Source organism: Buttiauxella sp. WJP83 (assembly GCF_027594725.1).
GTDB classification, from domain to species: Bacteria; Pseudomonadota; Gammaproteobacteria; order Enterobacterales; family Enterobacteriaceae; genus Buttiauxella; species Buttiauxella selenatireducens.
The window spans coordinates 2,386,446-2,398,613 of the sequence record NZ_CP110080.1; the positions used below are offsets into that span (position 1 = coordinate 2,386,446).

The window sequence follows — 12,168 nt, forward strand, 5'->3', positions numbered from 1 at the left end:
GGTGAGTGCGTTATTCTCACCCAGATGACGGAGTTCAAAAAGCGGTCATCAGTATGTACGTTGCTTCCTTTCTCGTGTGTTGATCAATCAACGGGACCAACCTTCTGAAATGCTCACTTGCACAATGCGCATCCAGCGCCGCACGGTCAAACCATTCCTCTATAAAAATGAAATGGCCAGGGTCCTTCTCATCAATATACAAATCATAGGTAATACAAAGAGGCTCTTGCTTAGTGGCTTCAACTAGCTCCCGGTACAAAGGGATAACTATTTCAATGTCCTCGGGCTTTATAAAATCTTCGGCGATGACTTTTAACATTCTGTCCTCGAATCTATTAGCTGACGTATCACTATATGGGTGTCGGTGCAGTCTATCGTAATGAAATGGCATCACCAATGATGATGCATCGTATTGTGTCTAATGGTACACCGGCAAGATGAAGCCCCCATGCCAGGACTGACCTGCATTCATGGGGGAATTTCGCTGTGGGTCAACAGGCTTCATCCTGTTGACCCAGACAGCATCTGCTTCAGCATGCTCATGTAAATAAGAAGGGCAGATTTTCGAGTCGGGTATCATCAGCTTCACTCCTGTTGCAGGCTTTCAAGGGACAGCAATCGATTTATTTTTCATTATTAACCTCGGGTGCTTTTATTCCTATTTCCATGCTTTCCAGTGATTTCAATACATAAGGTGTAAAATCAATTTCATTACCATTGATATTTCTTACCAGACTTCCTGATCCGCACAGCGCCGATATATCATGAATCATGCAAAAATAAATTATTTTCTTCACTTTTTCATCACCATCCATATAACTATCATTATCACTGGGAATGATATTTTCACTTATAACAGCAAAACCCTTGGCGTTAACTGATGTGATATTATACAGCTAAATAGGTTTATATGGAATATTTTGATATACGGATGAAATATCTGATATGTTGGTCTTCCCTATGATCCATAGTGATTTATCCCTAGAGAAAATGGCCCTCTCCCTCAGGCCAGACCCAAATCCTTCTGCATAAATATCAACACTATATAAGCATAACCATTCGTTAATAGGTTTTTTTTCGGGTTCATTTCTGGGAGTTCCATCTATATCTGATTTTAGCTTCATAAAGAAAAAGTCTTTATAATGAATATTATTGCAATCACTGAGCTGCTTTATATAATGAATCCTGGATGTTTCTTCAATTATTCTTACTGAGTATTTTGATTCATCAAACTCAGCAGGTATTTTCACCGCTGGCATAATGTCAGCGTGAGTATAGGTGCACCACAACAACCCTGTTAACACCACTATATTTTTTTTCATTATCCGCGCCTCAAAAAAATAACTTTCTAAAATTTACAATGTTATCGCGACAAATTAATCTGGAAACTTCATTTCTGTTAACACCGCGAGTGCATTGCTGTAAGTACAGCACCGTTCAGTAAAACCGTTTAACCCTGAATAGATTGTTTAGGTAGTTAAGGCATGGTGTCTGATAGTGAATAACCACCATGGCATGACTGGCCTGCATTCATGGGAAAATTTCGCTGTGAGTCAACAGTCTTCATCCTGTGACCCACACAGTATCTGCTTCAGATCCGATTGTTCATGTTAAAATAGAAAGCTGATGATCATTATCCTATCGAGGCAGGTATCATCAGCTTCACTCCTGTTGCAGGCTTTCAGGAGACTGCCATCGATTTATTTTTCATTATTCACCTTGGGCACTTTTATTCCTATTTCCATGCTTTCCAGTGATTTCAGAGCGTAAGGCGTGAGATCCACTTCTTTTCCATCTTTAATTGTAGTCAGACTTCCAGTTCCACATAATGCAAATCCATCTTTATGGATCATGCAAAAATAGATTTTCATTTTTAAATTTTCATCATTAAAACGATTTCTGTCATCATTACTGATGTTTTTATCAATAACTGCAAAGCCTCTAGCATTTAATGAGTTAATGTTATAAACCTTTAGTGGCATATAAGGATTTTCTGTTGTTGACCTAACCCCTGTATTTACCACCATCCACGATTTTGTTTTTTATTAAATGATACTTTTTCAGGATACACTCCCGTGTCATATCCAAATTTATAGACATCAACGGAAAACAAACAAAACCATTCACTGAAGGGGACTTTTTCTGGTTCATGCCTGGGAGTTCTATCAATATCTAATTTAAGTGTCACGAAGAAAAAATCTTTGTAATGAGTGTCATTGCAATCACTGATTTGCTTTATATAATGAATCCTGGATGTTTCTTCAATTATTCTTAATGAATATTTTGATTTATCAAACTCTGCAGGTATTTCCACGACTGGCGTAATCTCAGCGCGGGCAACAATGCACCACAACAATGCTGTTAATACCACTATGTTTTTTTTCATTATCCGCGCCTCAAAAAATCACTTTCTGGAATTTCCAATGTTATCGCGCCAAATTCATCCGGGAACTTCATTTCGGTTAACACCGCTAGAGCATTGCTGTAAGCGCAGCACCGTTCGGTAAACCCGTTCAATCCTGAAAAATCTGTCCTGTCCACAGCCGCAGGCAGATTAACCGCCGCACTAGCCTGCCAGAAGGAAAAGCTACGGTAGTAAATTTTAGTACCGCTGTTGGTTACTACCTCCTGCCGTTCTGGTGCATGCGGCTTATCCGCATATTTCGCCATATCTGTTGCAACCCAATAAAATCCGGCACTATCGGCTGGCTCACAAATGCCAATTTCCACCGCATTACGCCAGCCAATGACTTCGGTAGTTAAATGGGGATTGCTGGCATCACTCAGATGATTATCCGTATACCTGATGGCACTGTTTCCGTATAAACGTTTATATTCAGCCTTCAGCGTTTGTCTTACCGCGTCATCAAAACGGTAACCGCGAAACGTAAAATATTTATAATAATTATCCGGGCTAGTTAACTGTAAAAAACCTCGACCATACCAGGGGTGATACCAGATATTATGGTGGCCGGTGACGGCATGGGTGTGCGGATCTCTGTCTGTATAGACATAGCTTTCATGGGTGGTGGTAAGCCACGCAGTTTCTTGTATGGCATTACCAAAGAAGCAGACCATGCGTAAGGGTGTGTTGATGCAATATTTACGCAGGGTTTTATTTATCTGCTCATAATGATTCGCCAACACGGAATTTTCACCATAATTCCCGTTCAGTCTGTCCCAGCGGGTGCCCGAGATAATATGTAGCGGAATGAGCTGCTTCATCTCAGCTTTACTCAACCACCCACACTTCCTGAAATGTGCAATAAACTGCCGTGGGTCAAAATGCCATACCCGTCCGGAAGGTAATGGGTTCTCGGTCAGGCAAAGCGCTTTCCCGTGATCGGTAAGTAGCCCCAGGTCACACTCCGTCATGGGTTTATTCAGCACGTCATTGGGCGACTTCAGCCACTCAAAGCGCGTGTCCACCGTGCCCGTATCCCATTCCAGCGGGAAATGACAAACCATCTGGCTTAAATCCGTGCGAGTTGAATTGAGGATAGTCGGTGAATTGCACTGGCTGTTGGTATCCGTATCATCATCCACCAGTGTCCATCCCATCCAGTGCGGAAAATCTCCGTCACTGTAAACGCGGATATCAGGGGCCGCCAGATTCACAAAGCCGTTACCTTCGGGCGTGCTTACTGTCCGCCACAGCGGCGCATCCGCAGGGGATAATGTTTCGTATTCTGTATTGATCACCCGCCCGAATCGTAGCATTTCGTATCCGGCACTCGGGCTGTCCGAGTAAAGTTTCAGCGCAGTGGAATAGAGGTTTATTCATAATCCTCACCATCGGCGTTATTCAGGAATTCTCCCACGACAGAATACTGCCCCGTCTGTCCGAGATTTTGCTGGCGCGTCACCATCGTACAACTGCCTTTGCTGAAGCTCATGGTCACATACAGCGGTACGCTGGTTGTCACTTGTGTACCGCTTACTGTTGGCGAATTCCCATCCGGTGCACTGGCATACACCGATGTCCCTGCTGGCAGGCAGAAATGCATATCACCATAAACGGCGTCGATGCGGCCATCTTTCGTCAGATCCAGTTCCGGAGCCGTTCTGCCAGTGATTTTCCGGATATTTTCATCATCACAGAAAATCTGAAAATGCAGCCCGTTCTGGCCATCCACCACGCCAGCCGTGCCGATGGACTCTTTACGGTAAAGTTTTTTCCCTGCAGAGATGTCACTGCTGATGCTCTTCAGGTGCATATACAGTGAGTAATAAACAATTTTGCCATCATCACCGCTGCCGATTTCCGTTTCGTGTTTCAGCAGAACATAACCGTAGTCTGTCGTCCCGTTATAATTTAATGGCGGCACAAGACTTTTAGCCGGATCGGGCTGGCGCAGTGAAATGACTTCACCATCGGCAATACACCGCAGGATGTCGGATGGAGAACCGACGAGATGAATGCCACCATGCCATGACTGGCCTGCATTCATGGGGAAAGTTCGCTGTGAGTCAACAGGCATCATTCTGTTGACCCAGTCGGAATCTGCTTCCGTGTCCGAATGTTCATGTAATAACGGAGGGCTGATGATCATTTTAAATTCCTTTTTTAAAAGCGAAGCTAAGGTAATAACGGCGAGTTATCTGTCTGAATAATCACTCTGTTACGAAAACATGAATTTCACGGTTGGGTCATCGCTCCCCTCACCGTGATCGCCATGGCTATACGAGAAGAGTGAAACGTAACCCAAGCAAAGGAAGGCCGACATACCTCTCGTTAAACGACGACAATGAATAATCCGTTTCTGTAGCAAGTATTTTGATGTCGGTTGCTTTTTTTAGATTAATCCCTAAAAAAACATTAAATATCAAACTGATAATTTGTTTCGTGAATAAGTAACCTGGATAGATTTAACGGATGGATGAGACTCAGGCGACATTCGGACACAAACGCTTTTGACATAAGTATGGTGTGGCATGAACGCAGCCATGCGCACGCGGGCATCGTTGGGTGCGAGAGTTGATTACTGAATGAATGTCGCCGGGTAAAAACGGGTAAACCTCTGGGAAAACAATCTGATTCTGACTACACTGGATGGCACCTTAACATTTCAATAACAAAAAAGGTGTCACATGCCGAACACATCCCCTGTCTCTATTTCTATGCTCATCAATGGATTACCTGTTGGGGCACAGAATCAGTCCACATTTGAACGCCGCAACCCCCTCGATGAACAGGTCGCCACTATTGCCCCCGCCGCGACGGTCAACGATGCACGCGCTGCGGTGGAAGCCGCAAATCAGGCCTTCGCTAGTTGGTCGCAAACCGGGCCGAATCAACGCCGCGCTTTGCTTCTGAAAGCGGCAGATGCACTGGAAGCAAAACAAGCCGCGTTTATCGCCGCAATGGCCTCAGAAACCGGTGCCACGGCGCAATGGGCGGAATTTAACGTGCATCTGGGTGCCGGACTGCTGCGTGAAGCCGCAGCACTCACCACGCAAATCAACGGTGATGTGATTCCATCCGATGTGCCTGGTAATCTGGCCATGGCCGTGCGCCAACCTGCAGGTGTGGTACTGGGAATGGCACCGTGGAATGCGCCCGTTATTCTCGGCGTGCGGGCGATTGCTACACCACTCGCTTGCGGTAACTGCGTAGTTCTCAAAGGCTCAGAAATTTCGCCTGCCACTCACGGTTTAATTATCGATGCACTCAATGAAGCCGGATTCCCCGCGGGGGTGGTCAACTTTGTGACAAATGCGCCAGAAGATGCCGCCAGTGTTGTCGAAGCGATGATTGCCCATCCTGCGGTGCGGCGTGTGAATTTCACCGGTTCAACGCACGTCGGGCGGATCATCGCCCAAACGTGTGCACGCTACCTGAAACCGGTAGTGTTGGAATTGGGTGGCAAAGCTCCGTTGCTGGTGCTGCACGACGCTGATATTGATCTGGCAGTGAATTGCGCAGCCTTCGGCGCTTTCGCCAACTCAGGGCAAATCTGTATGTCGACGGAACGTATTATTGTCGATGAGCGGATCGCCGATGATTTTGTCGCGAAGTTTGCGGCTAAAGCCGCAAGTTTGCCGTGTGGCGACCCGCGTCACGGCCCGACCGTTTTGGGCTCGGTAGTGGATGTGCAGACGGTTTCACGTTGCAATGATTTGATCGATGACGCACTGGAAAAAGGGGCAAAACTGGTTGCGGGTGGCAAAGCGGATTCAACATTAATGCCCGCCACGGTTCTGGATTTTGTCACCTCAGACATGCGCATTTACCACGAAGAATCCTTTGGCCCGGTTAAAGGGATTATCCGCGCAAAAAACGACGAGGAAGCGCTGGCTATCGCCAATGATAACGACCTCGGGCTTTCAGCCGCCATATTCAGCCGCGACACCGCACGGGCATGGAATATCGCCAGCCGTATTCAAAGTGGCATTTGCCACATCAATAGCCCAACCGTACACGATGAAGCACAAATGCCGTTTGGCGGCGTTAAAGATTCAGGTTATGGCCGTTTTGGCGGGCTTGCGGGCGTCAACGAATTTACTGAGTTGCGCTGGATAACCCTGCAAATGCAGCCGCGTCCGCTGCCGTTCTGACGAGATGAAAACGGTGGATATGCTCACGTGTATCCACCCGACAAACCAGAGAGTATTTATGGACAGGAGCGGTAATGCTTTCTTCAGAGATAGATAAGACTGATAGTTGCCATTCCCTCGTAAGGTTGATCATCGGTGAGTGCCAGGGTCTTTCTGCTCTGTACAATCGGGTGAATAGCCAATTCTGTCACAGCAGTCTCGATGGTCAAAGGATGGGTGAAATCTTTGGTATCTGAAAACGAGACGAGATTGCTACCGCTATTGCTGGCCCGGGTTGAACTTGAGGCAACATCCCATTGCGCTCCATTATCGTCAGAATAAATAGTTTGGGCTGGTGCCCCATTGACAATCGGCGCATCGGAGCCTGCAAGATACAGATAAAAGTGACCAATATTAATACCGGTTGCAGTTTTCCCTATGCCGAAACCATAAGACGCAATTTCCGAGCTGCCGCCATCCAGCGTATCACTTCGGTCATCCTGAAAGGTGTAAGCCAGTGCGACTGGTTCAGTACACGTAATGTGTAGGTTGATAGTGCGAGAATCCAGTCCGCTCGGGGTGTCTTCGTAGAGATGATCAACGGGAAAACTACCAAAATCCAACAGACCACCGTTATCCAGCGAAGGGGTACAAGAACCCATCATAAGAATGGCCTGAACCTTGATCATTGCCGTACTGGAGGCCATTGCGCCAGATGAAAGCAATAGAGCAAACAAAGTAAAAGAAGGTATTAATAATTTAATCATTGCCCATTTCCTTATTTATAACGGATAAATATCGCCGTATGCATTTTTGAACTTCCTCTGCTCACCAGTGCAGAACTCCATGATATAAGGCAATTTCCCCTTCTTGCAAATCAATTTATCGCAAAATCGGACTCAAAATTGAATATGTTTTTGATTTATTTTTGTGGTGATTTTAACAATCCATCTATTTAAAATGCACGACATCGAATAACGATATTCGTAATCACTATCCGTCCTTTAATAAAATTGCTTATATAATTTCATTATCTTCTGGAGATAATATGTTACACCTGAAAAAATCAGCCCGCATCGTGACACTTTTACTTATTGTTAAATCAGCCGCAGCCCTGGCAACGGGAATGGTTCCTGAATCATCACTGCTTATTATTGAAGAGCAAGATAAAGGCGGAAGCATTAATGTTAAAAATACCGACCCACACCCTTCTCTGCTTTATACCAATATTGTCGATATTCCTGATGACAACGGTGTTCATTTGAGCGTCACGCAACCGGTGACCCGTGTCGAGGCTGGTCAGACGCAGCAACTGCGTTTTATTCTTGCCACAGATGCACCGCTGAAAACAGAGCATTTAAAACGCCTTACTTTTGAAGGTATTCCACCTAAAGACAAAGGTAACCATAATCGGATTGCAATTAATATCCGTCAGGACATTCCGGTGCTTATTCATCCGGCAAACCTCCCGGTAGTTAAAGATGCGTGGACGCTGCTGAAATGGTCGACTGCTGGTAATACTGTTACCGTTAAAAACGATTCCCCTTATGTTATTCGTTTAGCTGAAAACCTGGTATCACAGCCTTCCGGAACACAAATGAAAATAAAGCAGACTTATATTCTTCCGGGTCAGACACTGAATGCACAGGCAAATAAGTCTCTGGCTGGCGATAGTCAATTAAAGTTTTTCCCAGCCAGTCGCTACGGAATTGATGTTGCAAGCTACACCGCCAATCTGAATAAATAACTTTTACCTGAGTATTCTCTGATGGTATCGATGCCGTTTCGTTTTTTGTCGTTAGCCGTACTTTGTTGCCTTTACCCTGTCATGTCCTCTGCGGCTGAAACTCCGCTGGAATTTGACAGCAGCATATTAAAAAACCGCGGGCTTGATCCGTCACTGAGCCAGTATTTCGCGTCTTCACCCAAATTTACGCCTGGCGTGAAAATGGTCAATGTCGTGGTAAATGGCGATAACAAAGGAAAGGTATCCGCAACATTTGGCCAGGATGGCCAACTGTGTGCAAATGTCCATTTCCTTCAAGGAGCCTCGCTGGTGGTTCCAAAAGAAGTTGCAACGCTCAGTGATGATGACAAAACGAACACGTGTTTCGACTATACAAAAGCTTTTCCGGGCACGGTGATTACCCCCGTCCCCGCTAAGGAAGAACTGGATCTGGTCGTTCCGCAGGAAGCCATTGATACCACGAGTGAAGGTGACCAGGCAAAAAATTACAGCACCGGTGGAACCGCAGGGATACTCAATTACAGCGCGTTCGCAACCCAGAATAGCTCTGAAGGGATTAACACCGATAACAAACAACTGTCGCTGGAAGAAGGTCTGAACATCCATGACTGGTTGTTTCGCAGCAGGCAGACAGTGACAGAAAATGACGGCGAGCGCACCAGCGATAACCTTTATGCCTATGCGCAACACACAATTGTAGATAGTAAAAAAATCTTCCAGGTCGGGCAGATTAACACCGGCGGTAGCGTATTCGCAGGCACTTCCATTTCAGGTGTACAAATTATGCCGGAAGAAGCGCTGACTCCTGAAGGCACAAGCGGCGTTACCGTGTCCGGTATCGCTCACTCAGCCCAGGCCCGCGTCGAGATCCGCCAGGCAGGCCGAATGGTGTACTCAACGCTTGTTCCTCTCGGCCCTTTCACCCTGAACGATGTCCCGGTTATCAGGAATAATGCCGAGCTGGACGTAACAGTCGTCGAAACCGACGGCAGCAAAAACCATTTCGTTATTCCGGCCGATGCAGTGAATAGTCATCAGTTGCGCAGCCCTTCTGGCCTGTCTGCAGCGGTGGGCCGCTATCGCAGCAATGGAGACGGTGAGAATGAACCCATGCTGGCGACACTTTCCGATGGCTGGCGCGTCAAACCCTGGCTGAATGTCGGTGCCGGTGTAATGACTGCACAGGGCTATGATTCAGCGGCATTAGTACTGGATGCATTGCCATTCAACAATATGCTGCTGTCGGCAACATTTAAAACATCAATGGATCATGAACACGACATGAAGGGCCGCAGCACCACGCTGTCAGCCAGCTATGCCATGTCCGGTCAACTCAGTACCGACGTCAGCATGACGAGATATAGCTCAGGTTATCGCGAGTTGGAAGACTCCCTTGACGATGATTTTGAACAGTACGCGGGGCAGTACTCCGCAGGGCTGCATTTATCTTTGGCAAACTACGGCTCTCTTAGCCTGCGTTACTCAAAAAATCAGGCCACAGACGGCAATGAAGGCAGCCAGTATGTCAATGCGGCATGGGGAAATACCTTTGGTGACGTCAATCTGAACGTCAGTTGGCAGCGTTCCGTTAACCAGAATAATGATAACCATGACAGTGAACACAAGTATGAAGACGACGGGGATACGCTGTTTGTAAATCTCAGCATGCCACTTGGCGGCCACCGCGTCAGCGCGTATTCCCACACCATGCATCATGCAACGAGTGCGGGAGTGCAAACCAGCGGCAATATCAGCCAGGATACCAGCTACTCACTGTCTGCCGAGCGCGATATGGACGACCGGGAAAATAGCTTTAGCGGTTCGATTAATAGCAATCTGCATTATACCCGACTGGGTTTAAGTGCGGGGACCGATGGACCGAACGGGCGCAATTACGGCGTGGCGGTTTCCGGTGGCGTGGTTGCACATCAGCACGGAGTGACGTTCTCGCCGTGGTCGGTTAAAGACACCTTCGCCATTATTGATGCAGGTAAAGATCTGGCCGGAACAAGAATCAACACTCCATCTGGTGACGTCTGGGCTGACCATTGGGGACAGGCCGTCGTGCCCTCCGTTAATCCTTATCACAAATTGCGTGTGGAACTGGATGCGAAAAGTCTCCCGGAAAATGTAGATGTTGAGAATGGCTTCAGCGAACTGGCAACAGGGCGCGGTGCCGTCGGGCACGTGCAGTTCAATAGTCTTCATGTGCACAGAGCCATGCTCAACGTACAAATGGCTGACCACAGCGTGTTGAAAAAAGGCAGTACTGTTGTTGACGGAGCAGGCAATTACGCCGCAACGGTAGTAGACAACGGATTGTTATTTATGGAAGACATTTCCGCTAAACCTGAGCTTTTCCTGGTAAACGAAAACAATGTACATGTTTGCCAAATCAGCTACACGGTTTCGCCTGAGGCGGAAAAACAGACCTATGAAAAAATTAACGGGGTATGTAAATGAAAAACCTATCAATCGCAGTATTAGCCCTGCTGGCGGGGTTAATCTGCTCAGGTGTGGCCCGTGCAGAGTGCAACGTCGCAGTTTCTGATAATAACGTGGATTACGGCAAGCTCAGCGACAATGAGATAAGCAGCCATCGCGGTGGTGTCTATACACTCGACGAGCGTGACGTCAGAGTCAATGCTATTTGCAGTGAACCACAGTCTATGGCGCTCTTTATTAGTGATGATTCCGGCCTGAAACGTTTTCGATTCGGTGACTCAGGGGATCTATTGGTTTCCGCCCAACAGGGTTTGTTGGACGGCAGACCCGTGGATCTGGGTAAAACACTGACACACGGTTCATTTGTGCCAACGCTTGATAGAAGCAAGAATAAAGTGCTGGTTTTGAATAACGACGGCTTGCTCCCTGTACGCAACGGTGAAGCTGCTGTCGGCCAGCAATTCTCTTTTGTTTTGCATATCCGACCCGCGCTAAAACCTGGCCTGCAATCAGCACATGATGAAGAGGATTTACTGTCAAATCTGATGATTCAACTTGAGAGCCAGTAAATAACCCAGCAATCTGGTACCGGTCTCACGCATGTGGCTGTAAATACACACTGCTCTTTGAATTTATACTACCATTAACTGTAATAGTGACGAGTGGATGATATTCTATGTTAAATCCAAAGGAACAAATTCAGCTTTTAGTTGACAACTTATCCTCGAATAAAAATATCTTTACTAAACGAAAAAATCAGATTGTCACGATGGATGGTTTCACCGAAAGAAATGTTCTCATTTTTCATCAGGGAATTATTTCGGGATGCAGACCCAGTGACGACCGTCTCTTAGTCAATTTTACCGCCCCCAGAATTTTCGGCCTAAATTCGTATATTGACACGGCGTTAATGTACTTTCGGGCGTGCACCGATATTAGCTATGAATTTGTGCTGTTAGCGGAAGCAGAAAAAATCATCAAAGAGAAAAATCTTTGGCAACAGGTTTCTACCCACCATATGCTGACCATTGCTAATATGTTGAAGTATATTAACAATATGGCAGGAGTATCCAGCTATGCACTGGTGATTCACTGCCTTTATCAGCTACAGGCAGAACCAGAAATCGTTCGTTTACGTCGCACTGCGGCAGATTATATTGTGGATAAAAGCGGACTGTCCCGCAGCACTGTGATGAAAATGTTGGCTGAGCTCAAGGCTGAAGGGAAAGTGATGCTCAGCAAGGGTCTGCTGATGGACCTAAAAGATCTCGAATAATCTCCCTTATCGTACCCTCAAAAATAGCGGAATGCCTGAACCGATTCATCAGGCAATCCCTATCCCCCATCGAATTTCAGTGCTCATCGTATCCATTTTTACGCTCACGCTAATAAAACCATATATTAATAATCCATAACTTTTCCTCACAGATTACAAACTC

General features: G+C 46.4%; 11 protein-coding genes and 1 pseudogene. 5 read left to right on the forward strand and 7 right to left on the reverse strand.

The genetic code is table 11. From position 1 onward, the window contains the following. Window positions 1-34: 34 nt before the first annotated feature. The 6 genes and pseudogenes from OH773_RS11085 to OH773_RS11110 form a co-directional block, all read right to left on the reverse strand. On the reverse strand, window positions 35-319 hold the full coding sequence (locus OH773_RS11085; protein WP_270138590.1) for a putative quinol monooxygenase: 285 nt from the start codon (window positions 317-319) through the stop codon (window positions 35-37). 304 nt (window positions 320-623) lie between these two features. Beyond that, entirely contained in the window at window positions 624-815 is a 192-nt protein-coding gene (locus tag OH773_RS11090; protein WP_270138592.1) for a hypothetical protein, read from the reverse strand. 81 nt (window positions 816-896) lie between these two features. Then, complete coding sequence (locus tag OH773_RS11095) at window positions 897-1,322, reverse strand: hypothetical protein (protein WP_270138594.1); 426 nt, start codon at window positions 1,320-1,322, stop codon at window positions 897-899. A gap of 378 nt (window positions 1,323-1,700) precedes the next feature. After that, entirely contained in the window at window positions 1,701-1,982 is a 282-nt protein-coding gene (locus tag OH773_RS11100) for a hypothetical protein (RefSeq protein ID WP_270138596.1), read from the reverse strand. Between the two features lie 35 nt (window positions 1,983-2,017). Further along, the gene (locus tag OH773_RS11105; protein ID WP_270138598.1) at window positions 2,018-2,386 is read right to left on the reverse strand and encodes a hypothetical protein; all 369 of its coding nucleotides are present in this window, start codon (window positions 2,384-2,386) and stop codon (window positions 2,018-2,020) included. Further along, a pseudogene (locus OH773_RS11110) lies at window positions 2,386-4,553 on the reverse strand (M23 family peptidase). Before OH773_RS11110 ends, OH773_RS11105 begins: the two are co-directional and overlap by 1 nt. 538 nt (window positions 4,554-5,091) lie before the next feature. On the opposite strand from OH773_RS11110, the gene OH773_RS11115 reads away from it, so the two are divergent. Then, complete coding sequence (locus OH773_RS11115; protein ID WP_270138600.1) at window positions 5,092-6,558, forward strand: aldehyde dehydrogenase; 1,467 nt, start codon at window positions 5,092-5,094, stop codon at window positions 6,556-6,558. Window positions 6,559-6,641: 83 nt separating this feature from the next. On the opposite strand, the gene OH773_RS11120 is transcribed toward OH773_RS11115, so the two are convergent. Further along, window positions 6,642-7,304, reverse strand: a complete 663-nt coding sequence (locus OH773_RS11120; protein WP_270138602.1) for a DUF1120 domain-containing protein — start codon at window positions 7,302-7,304, stop codon at window positions 6,642-6,644. Between the two features lie 281 nt (window positions 7,305-7,585). On the opposite strand from OH773_RS11120, the gene OH773_RS11125 reads away from it, so the two are divergent. The 4 genes from OH773_RS11125 (at window position 7,586) to OH773_RS11140 (ending at window position 12,005) form a co-directional block, all read left to right on the forward strand. Further along, entirely contained in the window at window positions 7,586-8,284 is a 699-nt protein-coding gene (locus tag OH773_RS11125) for a fimbria/pilus chaperone family protein (protein ID WP_270138604.1), read from the forward strand. A 30-nt stretch (window positions 8,285-8,314) separates the two neighbouring features. Next, window positions 8,315-10,747: a fimbrial biogenesis usher protein gene (locus tag OH773_RS11130; protein WP_270138606.1), complete on the forward strand. Its 2,433-nt coding sequence runs from the start codon at window positions 8,315-8,317 to the stop codon at window positions 10,745-10,747. Then, window positions 10,744-11,298: a hypothetical protein gene (locus tag OH773_RS11135; protein WP_270138608.1), complete on the forward strand. Its 555-nt coding sequence runs from the start codon at window positions 10,744-10,746 to the stop codon at window positions 11,296-11,298. The genes OH773_RS11130 and OH773_RS11135 overlap by 4 nt, the downstream gene beginning before the upstream one ends. A gap of 107 nt (window positions 11,299-11,405) precedes the next feature. Next, complete coding sequence (locus OH773_RS11140; RefSeq protein ID WP_270138610.1) at window positions 11,406-12,005, forward strand: helix-turn-helix domain-containing protein; 600 nt, start codon at window positions 11,406-11,408, stop codon at window positions 12,003-12,005. The last annotated feature ends 163 nt before the right edge of the window (window positions 12,006-12,168 follow it).

What these genes read in the sequence shown, in the direction of transcription:
- OH773_RS11085 (WP_270138590.1), bottom strand. Translation starts at nt 319, where the DNA reads ATGTTAAAAGTCATCGCCGAAGATTTTATAAAGCCCGAGGACATTGAA.
- OH773_RS11090 (WP_270138592.1), bottom strand. Translation starts at nt 815, where the DNA reads ATGGATGGTGATGAAAAAGTGAAGAAAATAATTTATTTTTGCATGATT.
- OH773_RS11095 (WP_270138594.1), bottom strand. Translation starts at nt 1,322, where the DNA reads ATGAAAAAAAATATAGTGGTGTTAACAGGGTTGTTGTGGTGCACCTAT.
- OH773_RS11100 (WP_270138596.1), bottom strand. Translation starts at nt 1,982, where the DNA reads ATGCCACTAAAGGTTTATAACATTAACTCATTAAATGCTAGAGGCTTT.
- OH773_RS11105 (WP_270138598.1), bottom strand. Translation starts at nt 2,386, where the DNA reads ATGAAAAAAAACATAGTGGTATTAACAGCATTGTTGTGGTGCATTGTT.
- OH773_RS11115 (WP_270138600.1), top strand. Translation starts at nt 5,092, where the DNA reads ATGCCGAACACATCCCCTGTCTCTATTTCTATGCTCATCAATGGATTA.
- OH773_RS11120 (WP_270138602.1), bottom strand. Translation starts at nt 7,304, where the DNA reads ATGATTAAATTATTAATACCTTCTTTTACTTTGTTTGCTCTATTGCTT.
- OH773_RS11125 (WP_270138604.1), top strand. Translation starts at nt 7,586, where the DNA reads ATGTTACACCTGAAAAAATCAGCCCGCATCGTGACACTTTTACTTATT.
- OH773_RS11130 (WP_270138606.1), top strand. Translation starts at nt 8,315, where the DNA reads ATGCCGTTTCGTTTTTTGTCGTTAGCCGTACTTTGTTGCCTTTACCCT.
- OH773_RS11135 (WP_270138608.1), top strand. Translation starts at nt 10,744, where the DNA reads ATGAAAAACCTATCAATCGCAGTATTAGCCCTGCTGGCGGGGTTAATC.
- OH773_RS11140 (WP_270138610.1), top strand. Translation starts at nt 11,406, where the DNA reads ATGTTAAATCCAAAGGAACAAATTCAGCTTTTAGTTGACAACTTATCC.